This window comes from Salegentibacter sp. BLCTC, from assembly GCF_015143665.1.
GTDB lineage: Bacteria > Bacteroidota > Bacteroidia > Flavobacteriales > Flavobacteriaceae > Salegentibacter > Salegentibacter maritimus.
This window is the reverse complement of sequence record NZ_WYEW01000006.1, coordinates 27,609-48,434: the sequence shown is the minus strand read 5'-3', so window position 1 is coordinate 48,434 and position 20,826 is coordinate 27,609. Positions and strand designations below refer to the sequence as shown.

The window sequence follows — 20,826 nt, the reverse complement described above, 5'->3', positions numbered from 1 at the left end:
TATGAGCAACTACAATTTAAGTGAAGTTAAAGAAATGGCCGGTGGTGACGATGATTTCATGAAGGTGGTGGTGCAGACTTTTTTAGAGGAGATTCCCCCAGACGTAGAGGCTATGAATGAGGCAATTTCAAACGATAACCCCACACTGGCCTATCAATATGCCCATAAAATGAAGCCTAATTTGCAACTTTTTGGCTTAGAGTTAATGGACGAAGTAAAAGTGATAGAATCATGGGCCAAAGCCGGAAAGAAAAAGGATGAAGTGCCGCAGGCAGCCAGTAAAATTACCAAAAAGGTAAATGTAGCCAGTATTGCACTTAAAAGAGATTTTGAGCTGGAATGAAGGCAGAAATAATTACCATTGGAGATGAAATCCTTATAGGCCAGATAGTGGATACCAACTCTGCTTTTATCGCAAAAGAATTAAATAAGATTGGTGTTTCCGTAAAACAAATTTCTACGGTAGAAGACGAGAGAAGTCATATTCTGGAAGCGCTGAGCGAAGCTAAAAATCGTGCCGATATTATAATTATTACAGGGGGTCTGGGGCCTACCAAAGATGATATCACCAAAGATTGTTTATGCGAATTTTTTGAAGATAAACTCGTTAATAACGACGAGGTTCTAAAGCATATAGAATTTCTGTTTGAGAAGTATATAGAAACTCCAATTTCAGATTTAAACAGAAAGCAGGCCATGTTGCCTTCAAAAGCTGCGGCATTAAAAAACCAGTTTGGAACTGCGCCCGGAATGTGGTTTGAAAGCGAGAACAAAGTTTACGTATCTCTACCCGGTGTTCCTTTTGAAATGAAAGCTTTAATAGAAGGTGAAGTAATCCCAAGGCTCCAGCAAAACTTTAAAAGGCCTGTTATTTTGCATAAAACCGTATTAACATACGGGATGGGAGAGAGTGCCATTGCTGAAAAAATTGAAGACTGGGAAGATAGCCTTCCGGCATATATTAAATTGGCTTATTTACCAAACCTGGGCAGAGTGCGGTTGCGCCTAACCGCTAAAGGAGATAATGAAGAGCACCTTAAAAATAGTATAGAGAGCCTGGTTAGTAAGCTTCACAGTATTATTGGTGATATAATTGTGGGCTACGAAGATGACGAGCCGGTTGAAATACAAATTTCCAGACTACTTTTAAAAAATAGAGCAACAATAGCCACCGCCGAAAGCTGCACAGGTGGAAAATTGGCGGCCTTATTTGCCACTCCTCCGGGAGCCTCTAATTACTATAAAGGCAGTGTGGTAAGTTACGCCACCAGTGCTAAAGAAGATGTTTTAAAAATAGATAAGAAGCTAATAGAAGAACATTCGGTGGTTAGTGAAGAAGTAGCTATGGCCATGGCTAAAAATGTTAAAGATCTTTTTAAAACCGATTATGCGATTTCTACAACCGGCAATGCAGGCCCAACAAAAGGTGATTCCGATGCAGAAATTGGAACTGTTTTTATAGGTATTGCAACCCCAAAACAGGTGTATGCAAAGAAATTTAACTTAGGAAATCATCGTGACAAAGTAATTGGGAAAGCGGTAAGCAAAAGTATAGAAATGATTAGAGCCGAGTTGTTTCAGCAGGTGAAAGCACAGAATTTGTAGATGATTTTGTATAATAAAACTTGTGAGTATTTTAGTTGAAATAATTGAAATTCAGTATTTTAAATATTCAAGGTGTTGATTCCTTTAAGATGGAAATCAATACCTAATCTAAGTTGTTTTCAACCTAAAGTAAACACTGGCTTTTAGCTGAAGAAACCCAAAGAAAGAAGAAAAATTGCAAACCTGATATTTTTTTTCAAATTAATATTGTTTGTTAGGTGAAAAAATCGTTAATTTGCAGCCTGTTTTGAAATAACGAGAAAAGAATAGAGCAATGTCAAGAGTTTGTGAACTTACTGGTAAAAAAGCAATGGTTGGGAACAATGTTTCTCACGCTATGAATAAAACCAAGCGTAGATTTAATGCTAATTTAGTAAAGAAACGTTTTTTTATTCCTGAGGAAGATAAATGGGTCACTTTAAAAGTATCTACATCTGCACTTAAAGATATTAATAAAAAAGGTATCTCTGCTGTAATTAAAGAAGCGAGAGAAAAAGGATTTTTGAAAAAATAATCCTGATAAAAACACATTACAATGGCAAAGAAAGGAAACAGGGTACAGGTTATATTAGAATGTACAGAGCATAAAGCTACCGGGAAACCGGGAACTTCAAGGTACATTACTACCAAGAATAAAAAGAATACACCGGACAGGATGGAATTAAAGAAATTTAATCCAATCCTTAAGAAAATGACGGTTCATAAAGAGATAAAATAATAAGTTATGGCTAAGAAATCAGTAGCATCGATACAAACAGGGTCTAAGAGATTGACCAAAGCAATAAAAATGGTTAAATCTCCAAAGTCTGGTGCCTATACTTTTGTAGAACAAATTATGGCTCCGGAAGAAGTGAACGACTTTTTAAAGAAAAAGTAATTCGAGCAAACTACCTTGAAAACATTTATAAAGCCGTCTGGATAATCTCTGGACGGCTTTTTCTTTTTGTGTATATTTACCACTTGAAATTTCGGAAACAAACTTTCGGAATTTGTTGATTTTAAACCTTCCAAAAATGAGTTTATTTAAAAAGATATTTTCAAAAGATAAAAAAGAAAATCTGGATAAAGGTCTTGAAAAGACCAAAACCAGCTTTATGTCTAAAATGAGTAAGGCCGTTGCCGGTAAATCTAAAGTAGATGATGAGGTTTTAGACGATCTGGAAGACGTGCTGGTAAGTAGCGATGTTGGTGTTACCACTACCGTTAAAATTATTAATAGAATAGAAGATCGTGTGGCCAGGGATAAATACCTGGGCACCGACGAGCTTAATAGAATACTTCGCGAGGAAATTGCCGGTTTGCTATCAGAAACCGAAAATGGGGAGGCTGCCAATATTCAATTACCCGATGTAAAACCTTATGTTATTATGGTAGTTGGTGTAAATGGGGTGGGGAAAACAACCACCATCGGTAAGTTGGCGCATCAATTTAAAAGTGCCGGTAAAAAAGTGGTATTGGGTGCTGCCGATACCTTTAGGGCTGCCGCTATAGACCAGTTGCAAATTTGGGCAGATAGGACCGAGGTGCCTATCGTAAGACAAAAAATGGGAAGTGACCCCGCTTCTGTGGCTTTTGATACGGTGCAAAGTGCCGTAAAACAAGATGCCGATGTGGTACTTATAGATACCGCTGGGAGGTTGCACAATAAAGTGAATTTAATGAACGAGCTTACCAAAGTAAAGCGCGTGATGCAAAAGGTTGTTCCCGATGCTCCTCACGAGGTATTATTGGTCTTAGATGGTTCTACCGGGCAAAACGCTTTTGAGCAGGCAAAACAATTTACAGCGGCTACAGAGGTGACCTCGCTTGCGGTTACTAAACTAGATGGTACAGCAAAAGGTGGTGTGGTAATAGGTATAAGCGATCAATTTCAAATTCCGGTAAAATATATTGGCGTTGGGGAAGGTATAGAAGACCTACAGGTTTTTAATAAATATGAATTTGTAGACTCTTTCTTTAAAAAATAAGAGTCCTTGTGGCCAGACTCAAATAATTGATAAGTCTTGGCAGCTTAGAATTCTGGAAAAGATGAAAAAACTTTTTCTCTGCTATATTTTCTGCTTTTATTTATTGCGGAAATGAGCAGGATGTTAGAAAGCCTTATGCTAACCTGGAGCAAGCAAATGCCACTGAAGAGGAAAATGATGAGAATGAGAAGAAGTTTAAAATTTTAGATAGCAGGAATATTTTTCAAGACTCTTTATGGACGCCTTTTACCAAAGATTTGGCCCAATTTTCTAAAGATGATTACAACCGGCTAAAAGCATTTATTTTAGATAGGGATATCCCCGAAATCCAATCGGCTATAAAAAATGGGAAACTCACTTACAAAGGGCTTTCTCTATTTTATTTATACAGAATCGGGCAATGTGATGGGAAAAATAAATTGTCTTTAAATACGGTAGTTTCTTTGAATCGTAATTTGCTGGAAGAAGTAAAAGGAAAGGATAAGAAGCTTAATAATTCTGAAAAAAAATGGTCTATTTGCGGCATTCTGGTATTGATTAAAGATAATATCAACACAAAGAAAATGGCAACAACTGCCGGGGTTTTGGCTTTTGAAAAGGCTACCAAATACCGAAAATCTCCTAAAAAATACGAGTAAATGAAGCAAAGAAATTTAAAGGCACTTATAAGTAAGATTATTTTATTTTACAGTGTTTTTTATGGCGCGATGAAAATTATAGCCGTGTTATTTAATGATGCATGGCCGTTGCCCAACCTTATTATGGCCATTCCTTTTGTGATTTTTGCCGTAGTAGGAGGGCTTATGTTAAAACGAGATAGCTATTCGTGGATATATGTAGCCGCCGGGGTAATAGTTATAAGTATTGTACGTTATTACGAAATACAATGGTTGCAGCAATTGCATCAGTATTTTAGTTAAATATGTCCGGTTTACTCATAAGATCAAAATCAAGAACAAATCGTCATGCTGAGTTATTTCAGACTTTATCCCGATTTTTTCGGGAATCTAACATAACAGTACGATACACTCAACTTAGATCTCCGAATAAATTTAGGAGCAGGCTCTGAAACAAGCCCGTCTGCACTGTCGGGCAGGTTCAGGATGACGACCATTTTACATTATGATTTTTTACGGAGAACAAATTTATTACTATGAAACCTGAAAAAAAGTATCCTAAAGAGGTTTATTTAAACGGAAAGTGGTTAAAGCCCGATGAAGCTTTTGTCTCGGTTTTTGACCGTGCGTTTATGTTTGGTGATGGTATTTATGAGGTGACCCCTTTCTATAAAGGAAAAGGTTTTAAACTAAAGGAGCATCTTAAGCGTTTACAATATTCTCTAGACCAAATACAAATAACTTTTAATGCTTTTAGTCTAGAAGAGTTAATGTTAGAAGCCATAGACCGGGCCGGCTTGAACAATGCCGATGCTGCGGTATATATCCAGGTAAGTAGGGGGGCGGGGCCCAGAAGTCATTTTATTCCCGAAAAGATTGAAACCAGTATTTTATTGTATGCCTTTAAAGTAACTTTAGAAGGTTTTGAAAAAAAGACCTGGCATGTGATGGCAAGCGAAGATAAACGTTGGCATAGATGTGATATTAAGTCTACTGCCTTACTGGCGAATGTAATGGCAAATGAGGCGGCTATTTCAGCCGGATTTTATGAGAATTTACTGCTGCGTAACGGGTATTTTACCGAAGGTTCACATTCCAGTCTGTTTTTTGTAAAGTATGGTGTGGTGTATACGCATCCCGAAGGTCCTGAAATTTTATCGGGCATAACTCGCGCCGAAGTTATTAATATTTGCGCCAGTTTAAATATTAAAGTGATTGAAAAAGCTGTACATTTTGATGAATTGGTAGAAGTAGAAGAAGTTTTCGTTACCGGTACCACCACCCAAATTATTCCCGTAAGCTCTATTACCCGCCATAATAAAAAAGTTTGTATAACCCGAAAAGACAGCCTTACCAAAAAACTACAGGAAGTTTTTATTAAGAGAACAAGGAGGTAGATTTTGTTTATATTTTTTGGTTGGCGGATGTTTTAGCTAGGTAGAAGCTTCTAAAACAGGATTGCCTTATTTTGATGAAAATTTTTTATCAAAAATGAGATAATTTAACTGGAAGTTAGCTCAGTTCTTTTTTGCCTTTTTTTTACTTCGATAGCTGATAATTCTTCACAAGAACGGAAGCGGAAATATGTAAAACCCGTTCTAATTCTCTAATCATATCTACCGTCAATCTTTTCTTTTTATTGAGAATCTCTGAAACCCTGCTTTTTCCACCAATGATTCCTACTAAATCTTTTTGTTTAAGATTCATTTCTTCCATTCTTATTTTTATAGCTTCTATTGCATCTGGAGCTTCAATTGGGTAATGTTGGTTTTCGTAATTCTCGATTAAGAGTGATAAGATTTCTGCTTCATCTCCTTCTTTTGAAGATGAGTCGGCATCAAAAATCACTTCTAATCGTTGTAAAGCCTGTTCGTAATCTTTTTTTGTTTTTATAGGTTTTATTTTCATAGCCTTTTGTAGTAAATCGTGTACGCATTTATTTTGTCATACTCAGCGTGAGTTCCCACAAATCGTATAAACGCCCATTTTCTATCATAGTTGAATTTTACAATCAATCGATAGGAATTTCCTTTAACATTGAAAATTACTCTGTTATCCTTTAGAATGCTTGCATTTATGTACGTTTTCTTAATATCATTTGGTGATTTCCAGTTTGATGATTTTACTGTATCATACCAGGTCTTTAAATATTGCTCGGAATCGGAATGTTTTTCCCAAAATTCACGTAAAGTTCTTTTGTGAAATTAAAGGCTAACGATTTTATGATACAAAGTTGTGTGTTCGCTCTATTCTTTTCTCAGTTATTTTGGAGAGTTAAGAGCCATCTTATTTCCTTCGGAATCAAGGAATATAGCAAAATATCCACTTTCGTCTGCGTGAGCTGTTTTAGGTACCAGGATTTGTCCGCCATTTTTTTCTACTCTGTCAAGGACTACTTGGAGATTTTCTCCTGCGTTTAAATACATTGTAACTCCACCTGCAGATGGCTCGTATCCGTCTGCCTGAATTATGATACCTGTTACCATTTGTTCTTCATAAGGTAATATTCCCATTTGCATTCCTTCAACATCCATTTTCTCTATTTTGATGTCTAACAATGCCTGGTAAAAATTAATTGCTCTTGAAATATCGGTTGCTGGAATTTCAAACATTGAAATGTAACTCTTCATATTTTTTGCTTTTAAATTTGTTAAAGTATCTTTTCCCATTGCTTGAGAATTTGTCTTGCCTGAATTGGTGTATAAAACAAAACAAATTGCAGAAACCAACGATGATAAAATTATTCCTTTGGCTTCCATTGATGCGCTAATTTTAATTCAATTGTAAAGTTACAAGTAGGCAAAAAGTCAAAATAGTAGAAATGCGACACTACAAAATTTATTTGTAGAAAAGTGAAGATAGAGTCATGTTTTCATTGCCTAAAAACTGCTTTGGAGTTACTCCAACAAGTTCTTTAAAATCTTTTATGAAATGATTTTGGTCGAAATATTCATTCTCGTAAGCAATGTCTGTAAGTGTTTCTGATTTTTTGTTGAGCATCAAATTTAAAGTGGCTTGCAGTCGAATGGCTTTAGATAACTGTTTTGGGCTAATACCAATTTGTTTTTTAAAATGCCTTTCAAGCTGTCTTCTTTTTGAAATGTCTTCTTTTAAAAGAACATTGATGGGAGTTGTTCCGTTTGTTTTGAGAAGAGTATTAACGGTTGATTTCACGATATTACTAATCGTATTTTTTTCATTTAGTTTTTTCAGAAGAAAGTTTTCAATAGTATCAATTCTTTTTTGAGTGTCAATAGCTTGAATTATTTGTTGCTCTAGTTCATAGGCTTCTGATTGCTCGAAAAGTTCTGAAATAGGTATTTCCTTGTCAACCAGGTTTTCAAGGGGTGTTTTTACGAAATTTGCAAATCCAATAGGATAGAAGCAGATTGCCAGAGAGTCAACATTACCAACAGGTAATATATTAAATGATTTTGTTCTTTGCCCCATTACCATAGCATTGGGATGAAGGATAAATTCTGTTTCCGAAGTGAACCTTTTAATCTTGTCGCCAAAATTGAAAGTCATTTCTATACATCCATCAGGCACGATTTTTTGTTTTTGATTTTTCGGGTCAAAAGGAACTTCCAATGTCCAATAAAATTTGACTATTGATTCTAGATCTTTATGAGGCTTATATGTCTGATAGTTCATTTAGAATGGGTGTTTCTTAGAGTGACGCACAAAGGCTGTGGTTACCGCCAGTGCAGAAACTAGCACGCGGAGTAGTCGGCTTGTTGTTTTGTGGTTTGGAGTTCTGATTTATTGATTTTCTTGAATACCGCATATAGGCCTCGTTAATCGCTGTTAGCGGAAGTTTTTTACAACCAAGAATCATTAATTCCACACATTTTTACCTTGTAGTTTAGTTTATGTTTTTCTTTCAAAAATTCAACTATTTCGTATAAACCTGCTTCATAAGCAAAAGGTGAAATATAAACTTCTTCTATAAGTTCATTTAAGTCGACTAGAATTTTACGGAAACCCGGATTTTTTTCGTTTTCAACTCGCAATAAACATCTTACTTCTTTTCAAAATTGTAATAAATGTAACATAAAATAACATGTTATGGATAATTGTTATGTTATTACATGTTAATAATTACTATTAAATTAACATATTGTAACATAAAAGTTAGAAGTCATTTTTCAAATGTTGCCTAACGCTTAGTATATGAAAAGTAAGCGATTTCGAAGTATTAAGCTTTCAGTTAAGAACAAAATTTGATACGAGCCAAAATCCTTTATTTTATTTCTATATCGCCTATTTTTTATATACATTTTTAGCCACTGACTTTCTTTATTTAGTTTCAAATTCCCAAAGTAATCTGTTCTTTTACATTGTGATAAATCAAAGATGCTCTTATACATTCCTTTAATTCTAATTCAGGAATTTTTTCGTTTAATTGAAAGACGATTGCTCGTTTTCCTTCGAATTGAAATTTGTCGTCAAAGACTAACCTGAAAGTATTAACTAATCTACTCGTACATTGGAAATACATTGCATATTGGTCAGGTGTTTTTTCTTTCCAATCCATTCGCAAAGTACTTCCGTTTTTGGTAACAAAACTGGGCTCTCCCCATTTCAAAGTTTCTTCCAAAACAGTTAGACCTTCGGTTTCTTCCGCTGTTTCTATTACCAATTCCCGAAGATGTTGCAATTTACCCCGAACAAAGTCGGGATAATTCGCAAAAACTTCATTTACTCTTGGGTCTGTCTTTAAGGTTAGTTTACCCATTCGTTTCTTGTTTTATACCTACATAGAAATCTACTTCCGCATCAGAAGGATTTTGTGCTTTTTCCCCGAAAATCTCAAAATCGGCATCATAGGTTCTGTCCAATTCCATTTCAAATATTTTAGACCATTCGTTAACGACCAATCCTTGCATTAAGTCTCCTTTTGCAGTTGTCTTGGTGTATGTCCCTCCACTAAATGATTTACCAACCATTCCGTCGGGAATGTTGTCTAAATTTTCAACTTTGCAACCAAGTATAGCAGTATACGGTTTTGTATGGTCGCCTTCATAGTCCGTATAAAGTGAATAAATTTCATTGTCAATTTTGTTAGGGATTTTTGCTAAAACACTCTCGGACATAAACTTACCCCAAAGTTCAGCAATTTCTTTACTTGCCTGTCCGTTCTCGTTTGTCGTTCTAATAGAGATTCCGATAATGTTAAAAGGTTCAATTTTTACTGTTTGCATTTTTTAAACTTTATGATTTAATGCAAAAGTAGATTGACCTTGTGCCAAAGGTGTGTCAGGGGTGCCCTTATATTTTTCACTACATTTTTCAAGGTATTCTTGCAAAGTCATTTTATGTGGTTCAAAATGACCATCCAAGATTTCTATTTTTTGGATACAATCAAGACGAAACGCTCTAAAGTCATTTCTTAATTTACAAAAGGCGATAAGTATCCAATTGTCCTGTGTAGTGTAAAGTGCAAACGGTTCAATTTTTCTTTGACTTTGCTTGTTTTCCAATGACAGGTAATCAATTTTTATTGCTTGATAATTTGATATAGTCGATTGAAGTTGTATTAGATATTTGCTTGTTTTTTCGTTCTCACGGTTATTGCGTACCTGTATTCTGGTTGTAAGCAATTCCGCTTTTTCTTTTTGGTCGTAGTTTAAGACTGACTTGATTTTTGTGACAGCACTTTCGTATTGTTCGGTTAAAGATTGGTCTTTATTTTTTCTGATTAGTTGTTCTGATGTTATTAAAGCGTTAGCCTCTTCTTGGGTAAACATTACGGGCGGAAGTTTATAACCTTCCATAATGGAATAACCTTTTCCTTCTTCCGTCACGATTGGAATTCCCGACTTCTCAAGAGTTCGGATGTCTCGATAAACCGTTCTGATACTCACATTATGTTTTTCGGCAATATCCTTTGCGGTTACAATCCTTTTCGATTGTAATTGGGTTAGGATAGCTGTCAATCTTGCAAGTCTTGGTTTTTCTTTATCCATTTGTTTTTTCAGCTTGCTTACAACGGTTTCCTTTATCGCCAGTTGGCGGAGTAAAGGATGCTGATTTGTCGGCTTAGTATTAATTTGTTGGTCAAGTTAATTATTTTCTTTCTAACGCTGCCGGCTATTGGCGATGAACCGTTGCTATATACTGTGGCAACATTTACAATTTTAATCTGAACTCTTTTTTTAAAGTGTTTCGATTATGAACTTAAGAAGTTGATATAGTGCTATTCCTAAAATCCCTCCAATTATTATCGAGGGAAATAATTGTCTAAAGCTTAATTTTAATATCTTAGTATCTACAAGATCTCCATTTTTATAAACTTTAAGTTTTATTTCTTTCATATCAAATTGCTTGTAACTTGATATTATTGAAAAATCGTCTTCTTTTATTTTAAAGTTATGATCTGTTCCAGAAAGAGAATATTTATTTGATTTTTCCTGTCCATTGACAATTATTTTTTCTCTTCCAAATATGGAATTGATAAATTTAATTTGGTTGGATTCAATTTTAAATATAGTGTTTATCATTATTTAATGAGGATTTTTCCACCCAACTATTTCAGCTTCAAGAGTGAATTCTAGAATACTAATACAATTATTAAAAATAGTTTAGTAACCAAAGAGGCCTGCTTTGAAATGCTCCCAATCTGAAAATATAGTACTGAATATTAAGAATGCAATTACGAATATGATTAGAAAAATTAGGAGATGAGTGTTTTTTGATTTTAATATTCTAGCCATTTTCGTTTTAATTTAATGTCTTTGATTGTTTTCTAATTGTTTATATAAATTTATTTCAACTCTTATTTCTAAGTTATTAGTTGATTTTCTAGAAAAACGTTACATTTTAACCAAATTTTGAACCTTAAAAGGTTGATTTTCGCTGGATTCAATGTTCTAACGCAAGTAGCGGATTAGGGGAGACGGATTTGTCGGCTTAACCTTTTCTTACTTGGTTTCTAAAATTACACTTTTTAATTCAAAAACCGTTATTTGCGATGAAGCGGTGTTATGAGCTGGCTTAAAACTATTCTCTAGTTTTAGCATTGATAATTTTAAGTTTTAACTCGTAGCTTAATTCTTGATCATAGATTATTGCTGTAATGATTTCTTTTAGCAGGTCTCTATCAATAATATTATCTGCTACGTCCACTGCAATATTTTCCATCATTTCCATGTATAAAGAAACGATGTGATCTAATCCATTTAATTCTAAGAAATAGGCGCTTAATACAATAGAAGAACGCTTATTACCATCGTTAAAAGCATGATTTTTATTGATTGAGTAGAACAAGTAAGAAACTTTGTCCTCTATTTCAGGATAATAATTGTCATCTTGTACAAATTCTAAAGTAGCTTGAAGTAGTCCTAAATCTTTTGCTCCATGTAAACCTCCAGAATGTTCTATTATATAATCGTGTTCTTTAACTGCATAATGAAAATCAAAATAAATGAATGCCATTTTATCTATTTTTCAGTCTTTTAAATACATCAATATTTTCCTCAATTCTTTCTTCAAGAGCTTTACTTTTCTCTCCTAAAAATCTTTCAAAATCGGATTGGGAAATAGTACTGATATAGTTTTTTAGATTTTCATGGAAAACTTTTCTAAATCCATAATCTCTACTGGCCATTTTAATTCTGGCATCTTCTATTAATGGTTTAAATAATGGATGAATCGAAAACTCATTTAGTAGTTCATCCATCTCATGTTTTTTTAATTTTCTTTCTAAAGATTCTGACCTTTTTTTCATTTCGTGTGCCAGACCATTCTCAAAAGAGGCAATCAATTTTAGAACTTCAGAATACATCGTATCCCTTGCATTATCCTTTTCACTTAAATTTAAGATTTTTTTATACTCGGTAGCATTCTCTTTGAAAATGCATTCATAGATTTTACTTGTGTAAACTGGATATTTGAAATTACCGAGATCTAAGTAGAGGTTGAGTGCGTTGGTAAATTCTTTTCTATAATGAGGTTCTTTTAAAATTGTGTTTAAAAAATCTTCATCTCTCTGATTTATATATTTTGTAGATCCTCCAGCCTTTTCATTTAAACTATCAATTACAATATCTAGAATTTTACTTCTTAAGGCTTTGGCAATTTCACTTTCAACTAATAACATTCCTAAATTTAAAAATGATCTGAAGTTGAAAACTCCCAAGTGAGCAGTATTACTTGATAAATTTAAAATATGTCTAAATTCCTTTTTGAACTCTTTTAAATTTTTTCCTTTTAATACTGTATAACCATTATGTTTAAGTTCATTCTCATTATTTTCAAGGTATCGTTCAATTGTGGCAACATCAATTTGATAAAATTCAGAAATTTGTTGTTTTGTATATTTATATTCCTCTTGAAAAAGCATTCCAGGTACTCCTAGATAGCTTCTAAGATTCTCAAGAACAGTTATATTATTTAATACGTTCTGTCTATCTATATTTGAAGAAGTTAAATCTTTCATTTTTCCAAATTTTGTTAATAACTTTTCGCTCACCAACCCGCATCTGTGCGGGTTGGTTGTTGATAACTCCGGTTTTTTGTTGATAAACACAGTGCTTACCAAGTATTTCCGTGTAAAGTTAATATAGTTTTATGTGAAATTGATAGTTCGAAGCTTCTTTTTAAGCTTGCACACAACGTTTTTGTATATGAAAAGTAGCGTTGAAATTAGTGATTAATTTTCCGCCATAAAACAAGCCAAAACTTTTGCACTTTGATTTTATCTTTACTTTTCAAAAGGCAAATCAAAAGATTTGGCGACTTACCAAATATACCGAATTTTTCGATTTTGAAAAAACGTAGCTATTTTTTATATATGGTGTTGCCCACAGTTTTTACTCCGTCATCCATTTAATCAAATCTTTTTTATCTACGATTCTCCAAGAATGTGGATGTCTTTCTCCATTTGCGCGATAGCCTTTATTTTCTGTTTCTATAAGTTCGATATTTTTATTTTCGAATTCAAATTTTAATTTCCTTGATAGCTTTTTGAGATAAAAGGCATTTAAGTCTTCGTAGTCGTTTTTTCTGTTTTCTTTCCACCATTCTAAATCAGGTTCCGTATAAAATCTGACTTTAATATCTTTAAGATTTACTAGGTTATTTATATTTTGTGTTTCGAGAGTAAAAGGGGAGTACTTTTCATAATTGTCAATTCCGTTTTCAGGATTTCCAAACTCTTTGTCAAAATATTTTTTTATCCAATTAGCTTCTTGAAGTGACGCTTCAGAAAAGTTCATTTTCAAGTTTTTTTGAGCTGTATTATAAAGTGCTAAAAGATCAATAGGTGAATCTACCACGAAAACACCTTTTGGTTGGACTTGACTTTGGTTTTCAATAAGATAATCACTGATTAACAAACTAACATTTCCACCACTTGAAAATCCACCGATAAAAATGTTCTCCTTAGATAAATTATTTTCTGAAATTATTTTTTCTAATTTTTTAGTCAATTGTTGTTTTTCCGACTGATTTAAGAATAGACGTTGATTAAAATTCATAGCCAAAACAGAAAATCCATTTTTCACACTTATTTCTTCAATTTTGAATTCTGAAAATGTGTTTTGAGCATCACAAGGCAAACAGGGAAATAGAATCAATAGTCCATTTTGTTTATCTGAATTAATCAATTCAAATTCTGAATTTTTTATCTTTTCATATTTTGGTTTTTCAGTCTTATAAGCCTTTTGATCATTTCTCTTGCAGGAAGTTACAATTAGAACTAGAATTATTATTAGTGTTCGCATTTTTTAAATTGTGGGCAACTCAGTTTATACCGCTTAATATAGCCTTTTAAGAGTAAATTTATTAGGATAAACCAATGTTTTGCTAAATATAAACCAATAATACAAATTAAGAATGTGAAAAACCGTAAAGGCGGCTATTGTAGACCGGGAAGTATAGTTTATTCTTCAATAAACTGTTTATAATGCTTATAGCGTAAAAATATATCTTTTACATAGTTGTAGGGTTCGGTGCCTCTTACAAAACCATGTCTTACTACCTCGTCCTGGTAGTATTTTTTATCCTTTAATTTCAGGATATATTCTTCTACATTTTTATCCCAAATATTGGGGTTTTTACCGTTTTTTTCCGCCAGTCGCATCGCGTCAAAAACATGGCCGGCTCCGCAATTAAAAGCAGCCAACGTGAATTTTATCTTTTGAATAGAATCTTCTACGCTTTCAAAATTGCCACGCATCCTTTCTAAATACTTTACGCCGCCTTTAATATTTTGTTCGGGGTTATAATTATTGCTAACTCCAATTTCTTTGGCGGTGGCAGGCATTAATTGTATAAGTCCTGTGGCACCTGCCCATGATTTTGCTTTGGGGTTAAACCTGGATTCCTGGTATACCTGCGAGGAAAGAAAACGCCAGTCCCAGCCTAATCTTGCTGCGTTTTCTTTAATAATAGCATCGTATTTACTAATCTTATTTCCGTTTTTGCTGTAAAAATCACTCTTTATCCTGGTTCTATTAGACCTGGTATTTTTAAAGTACTTATTATAAATTACATAATAATCGTCTAATTTTTTCTCTTTGTTAATCCATGTATTTATGGCCTTTAGCAGGTTGGGGGAATTTTGCCGTACCGCCCAGGCTATACGCTGGGAAAACGAAACCCGGGTCTTGATATTAAGTATCGGGTAATAGGTTTTGTTAATAGACGCAATATTGTAATCGGCCACGGTTCTATCAATTTTACCGTCTACTACCATTTTAATAATCTCATCGGTAGTGATATTACCCTCAATATATTCTATGGGAATATCGCCGCCAATTTCATTTTGTAGGTTTTGCAGCCTTTCGGCATAAGAAGAATTCTCCCTCACCCATACGGGGTTATCTATTAGCTCTAGCGTGTTTGAAATAAGCTGCTTATCTATTTTATAACCGGGCATAGATCGCCAATTATCGGGCATTCGTTGCACTAAAGCCTGGTGGGTTACATAATGATTTTCTGTGAAGCTTACCAGGTTTTTCCTGGGTTCGGTAATGGTAAGGCCATAAGCAATTAAATCTCCTTCGCCATTGTTTAGCATATCAAATAAATCGTCTATATCTTCGGCAACAGTTATTTTTAGCTCCAGGTCTAAATTTTCAGCCAGGCGCGATAACAATTCATATTCGAACCCCATTGGCATTCCTTTATATAAAAAATAGCTCGTGGAATTGTAAATGGTGATTGCATGTAAAACCCCATCTTCTTTAATGGCTTTAAGATCTTTTGAGACTTTATAGGGTTTGGTATCCGGCTTAAGTGCGCTTAGGCCATCATTGGCATCTTTGGATACTTGAGAACAACCAGATAAAAATACTAATACAATAAAGGAAAAAACGCTTCTTTTTATATTCATGTTCTTTAAAATACAAAGAAATGAACAAATTGCATTGATTTTTGTTAAAAATATATGTAAGTGCTGTTTTTTTTAGGTTTAATTCAGAGTATAAATGAAAACAATCAGGGGGTTTCTAATACGCTTTAGTTGAATTATAGTTAAAGTTCTTTTTAAAATAGCTTTTATCTTTCTGCAAATTTAATTCTGCTTGAAATTTTTTATAAGTCATGCGGTTATTCCTGCTAGGTATCAAGTTGTAGTTGAAATTCCTGCAAGTATCTGGACAAATGCAGGCCGTCTACCAAGCCATGATGGGCTTCAATTGAAACGGGTAAATATTTCTTTCCCTCTCTTATGCTAAACTTTCCGAAGGTGATTTTCGGAACAGATTCTTTGTTATTAAAATTGGTTGGATGCAATAAGCCGGAAAAGGAAGTCCAGGGTAGGGTGGAATGCCGAATTAGATCTTTGTTTAAATCGTCGTTATTTAGCCGTAATCCGGTTGAATTATGTACTGCTTTAATTTCTTCCTGTAATTGGGTATTAAAGGTTTGAAAGTTACTCGAAAAATTCACAAAAACAAACCCGAAGGTGCCATCTTCCCTTCCTATGGTGGCGCCGGCGTGAATAATAGGGAAGGCAACAACTTTATCATCCACAATTCTATATTTTAATTCTTCTACGGCATTTACCGCAATCATAGATTTATGAAGATATGTTGCAAAAAAGGAATGCCCTTTCTCTTTAGCTTTCTTATAGGCGAGACTACAGTCTACCTCTGTGGTTATCCCAAAGAAAGGAGAATCCATTTTAGAAAAAAAGTGATAATGTTCTTTTCTATTCCAGCTTTCAATATCTATAATTTTCATTCCTTAGTTTTTTCTTGCCCAAATAGCCCCATTTTTAGTACTGAATTTTTCCAAAAGCTCTTCTTCAACAAGCTTATTTAAAAAATCTTCGCTTTCATTTCTGGGAGTGCCCGATAATTCTGAAAACTCACGGGCTGTTAGGGAATTAAATTGAGTGAAAAGTGACTTCCAATTCTTATCGTAGTCATTTTTAGTAATCTCTGGTTCAATTTTAAGAAGTGCTTTTTCAAATATTTCATAGGGCCTTGCACCGTAAACAATTTCTTTTTGGCCTAAACTATCTATAAAAAATATGCTAGGAAAACCTCTAACGCCATATTCCCTGGCCAAATGTAGGTCTTTTTCAAAAAGAAGTTTAGCCTTTCCTTCATAATCGGTTTTTAATAAACTCACATCAAGTCCTACATTTTTAGCGGCAGTCGCCAAATGTTCCCATTGGGTAATATTTTTTTTATCTAGAAAAACCATTTCCCTTAAGGCTCTTAAAAATAAAATAGCTTTTTTATTATCCTGTAATTGGGCGGCCTTAAAAGCAATGGAAGGGGGATAAGAAGAGTGAAGTGGGTTCTCAAGCCATAGATCACCATCTATAGGCATATCATAATAGATACTTACTTCATCCCAATGTTCGGCAACATCTGAAGGTTTACTAATACCACCACTATTGTAATTCCAATCGGGTAATAAACCTCCCATTTTATAGGCTATATCAACGTAATCTCCATATTCTAATTTAAGCTTTCTAAGCTGTGGTTCTATACCCCAACAAGAGGAACAAATTGGATCTGTAAAATAGATAATTTGCACTTTATTGGGAGTATCTGTAGAAACTTTTTGCTCATCTTTATTTTTATCGATACCCGGTATTTCACATATTCCGGTTGTAGGGTCGCATAATAGTGGGTTTATAGCCGATTTAGAATCTTTCATTTTTTTTAATTAATAGGGTTTAAGCAGGGCTGATATAAATTTTTAGAAATCTGGTTCAAATCTATGGGAAACATTTTGTATTCTTGATATTCATTTCCTTTTGGAAAGTAGTTTCCTTTTAGAAACTATCACTTTTAAACTAATTGTAAAATGAAGAAAAAAGCAGAAATCAATAATACTCCAATTTGCCAGGTAAGAATGCAGGCTATAAGTGATGCTATGAGTATTTTGTCGGGGAAATGGAAGTTTCATATTCTTGGGACGCTAATGGAAGGAAGCAAATTGGGTTTTATGGATTTGCTTAGGGAAGTAGATGGAATTGGAACAAAAATGCTTTCAAAAGAACTTCGGGATTTGGAAATAAACCGTCTGGTAAGCCGAACGGTTAAAGATACAAAGCCTGTAACGGTAGAATATGCCATCACAGAATATGGCAAAACCCTTTCGCCAATTATCGATGGTTTGGCCAATTGGGGGATAGCCTACCGAAAATCTATACTTAATACAAAGTAGGTTTTATTCGGCTAGCTACTTTAGGCTTTTTTAATCTGTTTGGGTTCTAAATATTTTTTCAAATGCATTGTAAACCGCGATATGTAATGCGTCTCCGTGCGTTTTGTCTTCCAAAAACTCGTAGAATACGCTGGTATTTTCGGTTTTCTTCGCTTTTAACTTATCAAACAATTCTTTAGCGGTGCGTTGCATTACTTCCCCTTCTTTTCCGCCGGCTATATAAATTGATTTCTTAGAAGTGTAGGGGGTAAGTTCTTCGTTTAGGAGTTTTTCATCATTCCACCATAAGCTGGGGCTTACAATAATGTAGTTGTCGAATAGCTCAGGCTTTTTAAACAATATTTCCGTAGCTAAAAGTCCGCCAAGCGATTGTCCTATAAGGGTTTTGGTTCCGGCTGTTCGGTAGTTAGCATCCATAAATGCCTGTAATTCTTTTTCCAGAAAAGTGATAAAGTTTTCGGATTTCCCGGAAGTTGGAAACTCTTTTTGATCCAGTTTGTTTTGGGAAGGCGATGTGAAATCCCTTTTTCTATCTACATTCCCGATACCTACCGCAATTGACTCCGGAATCATATTTATCCAGGAAAAAGACCCAAATTGAACAATTCCCGAAATATGTATAAAATCTTCATCCTTAGAACCATCAAGCAAATAAATTACAGGATAAGTCTTAAGGCTGTCTTTTGAATAACTTAAAGGCAAATAGATGTTTAAGTTTCTTGTTTCGTCTAAAACTGCAGATTCAATTTCAACCGATTTTCCAATGGAAAAATCCTGTTCACTTATTTTTTTAGGCAATGATTGCCCAAAAGATACCCCTGTAAAGAACACCAGGGCTAGAATGAAGATGCTTTGTTTCATATTTTAGTTAAAATTGAATGCTAAAGCTTAATTACAATTAGAGAGAGGTCCTCTAGATGTGCTTGTAAGTTTAGTACTGATTTGTTGTTCAGGTAAATATAAATATTTCAATTAGAAACTAAAAGTTCATCGGTACCTGCCCAATTTACACCCAAATACTATTCACTAATTATAAAGTTCTTTTACCTCTTGAAGCATATTTTCTAAGTCTGTTTTATTGTAAACCTTGTTTTTCTTTATAAGTCGGTTAATATCTTTTGTAGCCTTAATATCTTCAATAGGGTTGCTGTTAAGGATTAAAAGATTTGCTATTTTGCCTTCTGTTACACTTCCATATTTATCTGAAACCCCAAAATACTTAGGCCCGTTAACGACTGAAGTTTGCAGGGCTTCCAATGCTGTTAGTCCCGCTTCCTGAAAAATTTCTAGTTCGTCGTGCAAGGCAAAGCCGGGATAAATATAGGAGTTTAAAAACCCGGCGTCGGTACCGGCAATAATGGGCATACCAGACTCTTTTATTAAAGGTATTAAACCTATTAATTTTTGGTATCTTTTGTGACGGGCTTCTATAGCTTCTGCTGATGCATTTTTAACCCTATCTACCCGCCATTGATAAGTTTCTATAATTCCGGGGCCAATATATTGTAATTCAGGGTCATCTACATGTTGGTCTTTATCCCAATATGAGATGATTTTATTTCCAATAAGGGTAGGGACAATCGCTGTACCGTTTTTAGCTAATTGCCTGTATTTAGTTACGGCCGTGGTTTCGTCAAAACTTTCATTTATAATAGTATTTGCGGTAGCATAATCTATCTCGTTATTTTTATACTTTTCAATAACCTCCAATTCCCTGGCAGAGCCTGCTTTTAGCATATAGCTCATATGCTCAATGCTGCTTAATCCGGCCATAGAAACTTCGTTAATTGATAGCGAAAAAGGAATATGTCCTGAAGTCTTATAACCTCTTTGCGTTGCTTTTTTGAGGCTTTTTAGAAATAGGTCGGGAGTTAAGGCGTTGTCTGTTATTTTTACAAAATCTACCTGAAGCTTATCTAAAGAATCTAAAGCTATGGTTAATTCTTTTTCATTTTCGATTTCCAAATCGCCGGGCCAAATAGAATTTTTTCCTTCTAGTTTTGGTCCTGCAGTAAAAATATTGGGGCCTTCAAGTTCTCCATCTTCAATTTGTTTTCGCCATTTTAATACAGACGGACTTATATCGGCGGCACAATCCCTTACGGTGGTTACCCCGTTTGCCAAATAAAGCGGTAACATATTTTTATTTTCGTCTATAAGACTGTCTGCTCCAAAATGTATGTGCATATCCCATAATCCCGGAATTACATATTTATCTTTGGCCTGTACTGTTTGATTAGCCTTCCAATTTATAGACTGGTCTACGGCCGCTATTTTTGCAATAGTGTCTGCTATAATACCTATACTTTGCTTTTTTAAAATCTCACCGGTTTCAGTATTAACAATATTAGCGTCTTTGATAAGAATATCAAATGTTCTGGTTTCCTTTTCCTGCTTGCAGGAAGTGAGAATTAAGCTGCCAATTAGAAGTAAATAAATTGTTTTCATAAATGCTTTATAGTTTTTATTTTGCTCCCGCTTCTTTCAGGATACTTACAATATCTTTGTAGCCACTTTTTTTCGCATGCTGAAGTGGGGTAATACCGTCTTTGTCTGGAATATTAACGTCACAGCCGGCGTTTACCAATAATTGTACAATTTGTGTATGTGTTTTGCCACCATGGCCCAGCACGATAGCTTCCATTAAAGCAGTCCAACCTAGGTTGTTGATATGATCTATAGGATAGTCACTTATTTTTAATAATTCCTGTACTACTTCTATATGCCCTCTTTCACAGGCCGGGATTAGTGCAGTGCCCCCATACCGGTTTAATACCATATAATTAACTTTACCGGTGGCAAGACAGGCCTTTAGAATTTTGAGATATCCTTTGGCCCCTGCATGAAGAAACGGACTTTCCAATCGGTAGTCCTGTGTATTTACGTTGGCTCCTGCCTTTATCAGTAATTCAGAAGCAGCTATATTATTCTCATAAGTTGCCAGCATTAAGGCTGTTCTTTTATGAGCATCTCGGGCATCAATATTCACCCCTTTTTTTAAGAAA

Annotated in this window: 26 protein-coding genes and 1 pseudogene; 10 read left to right on the top strand and 17 right to left on the bottom strand. The window is 34.5% G+C overall.

Annotated elements, in window-relative coordinates; all coding sequences use genetic code 11:
• Position 1 precedes the first annotated feature (1 nt).
• The 9 genes from GUB10_RS08225 to GUB10_RS08185 all read left to right on the top strand — a co-directional run bounded on the left by GUB10_RS08225 (position 2) and on the right by GUB10_RS08185 (position 5,586).
• Positions 2–343, top strand: a complete 342-nt coding sequence (locus GUB10_RS08225; RefSeq protein WP_193710963.1) for an Hpt domain-containing protein — start codon at positions 2–4, stop codon at positions 341–343.
• Positions 340–1,605, top strand: coding sequence for a competence/damage-inducible protein A (locus GUB10_RS08220; protein WP_193710962.1), 1,266 nt, complete (start codon positions 340–342; stop codon positions 1,603–1,605). Before GUB10_RS08225 ends, GUB10_RS08220 begins: the two co-directional genes overlap by 4 nt.
• A 274-nt stretch (positions 1,606–1,879) precedes the next feature.
• Positions 1,880–2,119 (top strand): 50S ribosomal protein L28, encoded by a 240-nt coding sequence (rpmB, locus tag GUB10_RS08215; RefSeq protein WP_037320239.1) that lies wholly within the window; start codon positions 1,880–1,882, stop codon positions 2,117–2,119.
• A gap of 21 nt (positions 2,120–2,140) precedes the next feature.
• Positions 2,141–2,323: a 50S ribosomal protein L33 gene (gene rpmG, locus GUB10_RS08210; RefSeq protein WP_029034962.1), complete on the top strand. Its 183-nt coding sequence runs from the start codon at positions 2,141–2,143 to the stop codon at positions 2,321–2,323.
• Between the two features lie 6 nt (positions 2,324–2,329).
• Positions 2,330–2,482, top strand: a complete 153-nt coding sequence (locus tag GUB10_RS08205; protein WP_193710961.1) for a DUF4295 domain-containing protein — start codon at positions 2,330–2,332, stop codon at positions 2,480–2,482.
• A 136-nt stretch (positions 2,483–2,618) separates the two neighbouring features.
• The gene (gene ftsY / locus GUB10_RS08200; RefSeq protein WP_193710960.1) at positions 2,619–3,572 is read left to right on the top strand and encodes a signal recognition particle-docking protein FtsY; all 954 of its coding nucleotides are present in this window, start codon (positions 2,619–2,621) and stop codon (positions 3,570–3,572) included.
• Between the two features lie 257 nt (positions 3,573–3,829).
• Entirely contained in the window at positions 3,830–4,210 is a 381-nt protein-coding gene (locus GUB10_RS08195; protein ID WP_193710959.1) for an amidase family protein, read from the top strand.
• Entirely contained in the window at positions 4,211–4,492 is a 282-nt protein-coding gene (locus tag GUB10_RS08190) for a hypothetical protein (RefSeq protein ID WP_193710958.1), read from the top strand. It abuts the gene before it with no gap.
• A 233-nt stretch (positions 4,493–4,725) separates the two neighbouring features.
• Positions 4,726–5,586, top strand: a complete 861-nt coding sequence (locus GUB10_RS08185) for an aminotransferase class IV (protein WP_193710957.1) — start codon at positions 4,726–4,728, stop codon at positions 5,584–5,586.
• 142 nt (positions 5,587–5,728) lie between these two features.
• On the opposite strand, the gene GUB10_RS08180 is transcribed toward GUB10_RS08185, so the two are convergent.
• The 14 genes and pseudogenes from GUB10_RS08180 to GUB10_RS08115 all read right to left on the bottom strand — a co-directional run bounded on the left by GUB10_RS08180 (position 5,729) and on the right by GUB10_RS08115 (position 17,308).
• Complete coding sequence (locus tag GUB10_RS08180; protein ID WP_193710956.1) at positions 5,729–6,097, bottom strand: type II toxin-antitoxin system HigA family antitoxin; 369 nt, start codon at positions 6,095–6,097, stop codon at positions 5,729–5,731.
• Positions 6,094–6,387: pseudogene (locus GUB10_RS08175) on the bottom strand (type II toxin-antitoxin system HigB family toxin); the annotation flags it as partial. The gene GUB10_RS08180 and the pseudogene GUB10_RS08175, both read right to left, overlap by 4 nt.
• A 63-nt stretch (positions 6,388–6,450) precedes the next feature.
• Positions 6,451–6,948, bottom strand: coding sequence for a VOC family protein (locus tag GUB10_RS08170; RefSeq protein ID WP_227740350.1), 498 nt, complete (start codon positions 6,946–6,948; stop codon positions 6,451–6,453).
• Positions 6,949–7,027: 79 nt separating this feature from the next.
• Positions 7,028–7,843 (bottom strand): helix-turn-helix domain-containing protein, encoded by an 816-nt coding sequence (locus GUB10_RS08165; RefSeq protein ID WP_193710955.1) that lies wholly within the window; start codon positions 7,841–7,843, stop codon positions 7,028–7,030.
• A gap of 655 nt (positions 7,844–8,498) precedes the next feature.
• Positions 8,499–8,927, bottom strand: a complete 429-nt coding sequence (locus GUB10_RS08160) for a DUF1801 domain-containing protein (RefSeq protein WP_193710954.1) — start codon at positions 8,925–8,927, stop codon at positions 8,499–8,501.
• Positions 8,920–9,393, bottom strand: coding sequence for a GyrI-like domain-containing protein (locus GUB10_RS08155; RefSeq protein ID WP_193710953.1), 474 nt, complete (start codon positions 9,391–9,393; stop codon positions 8,920–8,922). The genes GUB10_RS08160 and GUB10_RS08155 overlap by 8 nt, the downstream gene beginning before the upstream one ends.
• A 3-nt stretch (positions 9,394–9,396) precedes the next feature.
• Complete coding sequence (locus tag GUB10_RS08150; RefSeq protein WP_193710952.1) at positions 9,397–10,158, bottom strand: YafY family protein; 762 nt, start codon at positions 10,156–10,158, stop codon at positions 9,397–9,399.
• Positions 10,159–10,347: 189 nt separating this feature from the next.
• Positions 10,348–10,692 carry a hypothetical protein gene (locus GUB10_RS08145; RefSeq protein WP_193710951.1) on the bottom strand — a complete coding sequence of 115 codons (345 nt, stop codon included), beginning with the start codon at positions 10,690–10,692 and terminating at the stop codon, positions 10,348–10,350.
• Between the two features lie 499 nt (positions 10,693–11,191).
• On the bottom strand, positions 11,192–11,626 hold the full coding sequence (locus tag GUB10_RS08140; protein ID WP_193710950.1) for a type II toxin-antitoxin system death-on-curing family toxin: 435 nt from the start codon (positions 11,624–11,626) through the stop codon (positions 11,192–11,194).
• Between the two features lies 1 nt (position 11,627).
• Positions 11,628–12,629 carry a DNA-binding protein gene (locus GUB10_RS08135; RefSeq protein ID WP_193710949.1) on the bottom strand — a complete coding sequence of 334 codons (1,002 nt, stop codon included), beginning with the start codon at positions 12,627–12,629 and terminating at the stop codon, positions 11,628–11,630.
• 373 nt (positions 12,630–13,002) lie between these two features.
• Entirely contained in the window at positions 13,003–13,914 is a 912-nt protein-coding gene (locus GUB10_RS08130; RefSeq protein ID WP_193710948.1) for a hypothetical protein, read from the bottom strand.
• 158 nt (positions 13,915–14,072) lie between these two features.
• Positions 14,073–15,527 carry a transporter substrate-binding domain-containing protein gene (locus GUB10_RS08125; protein ID WP_193710947.1) on the bottom strand — a complete coding sequence of 485 codons (1,455 nt, stop codon included), beginning with the start codon at positions 15,525–15,527 and terminating at the stop codon, positions 14,073–14,075.
• A 224-nt stretch (positions 15,528–15,751) separates the two neighbouring features.
• Positions 15,752–16,378: a chloramphenicol acetyltransferase gene (locus GUB10_RS08120; RefSeq protein WP_193710946.1), complete on the bottom strand. Its 627-nt coding sequence runs from the start codon at positions 16,376–16,378 to the stop codon at positions 15,752–15,754.
• Between the two features lie 3 nt (positions 16,379–16,381).
• Positions 16,382–17,308 (bottom strand): ClpXP adapter SpxH family protein, encoded by a 927-nt coding sequence (locus tag GUB10_RS08115; protein WP_193710945.1) that lies wholly within the window; start codon positions 17,306–17,308, stop codon positions 16,382–16,384.
• 150 nt (positions 17,309–17,458) lie between these two features.
• Here GUB10_RS08115 and GUB10_RS08110 point away from each other — a divergent pair, with 150 nt between their 5' ends.
• Entirely contained in the window at positions 17,459–17,821 is a 363-nt protein-coding gene (locus GUB10_RS08110; RefSeq protein WP_193710944.1) for a helix-turn-helix domain-containing protein, read from the top strand.
• Between the two features lie 30 nt (positions 17,822–17,851).
• On the opposite strand, the gene GUB10_RS08105 is transcribed toward GUB10_RS08110, so the two are convergent.
• The 3 genes from GUB10_RS08105 to GUB10_RS08095 all read right to left on the bottom strand — a co-directional run bounded on the left by GUB10_RS08105 (position 17,852) and on the right by GUB10_RS08095 (position 20,810).
• Complete coding sequence (locus GUB10_RS08105; protein ID WP_193710943.1) at positions 17,852–18,682, bottom strand: alpha/beta hydrolase; 831 nt, start codon at positions 18,680–18,682, stop codon at positions 17,852–17,854.
• A gap of 165 nt (positions 18,683–18,847) precedes the next feature.
• On the bottom strand, positions 18,848–20,269 hold the full coding sequence (locus tag GUB10_RS08100) for an amidohydrolase family protein (RefSeq protein WP_193710942.1): 1,422 nt from the start codon (positions 20,267–20,269) through the stop codon (positions 18,848–18,850).
• Between the two features lie 16 nt (positions 20,270–20,285).
• Positions 20,286–20,810 carry an ankyrin repeat domain-containing protein gene (locus GUB10_RS08095; protein ID WP_370591081.1) on the bottom strand — a complete coding sequence of 175 codons (525 nt, stop codon included), beginning with the start codon at positions 20,808–20,810 and terminating at the stop codon, positions 20,286–20,288.
• Between the last annotated feature and the right edge of the window lie 16 nt (positions 20,811–20,826).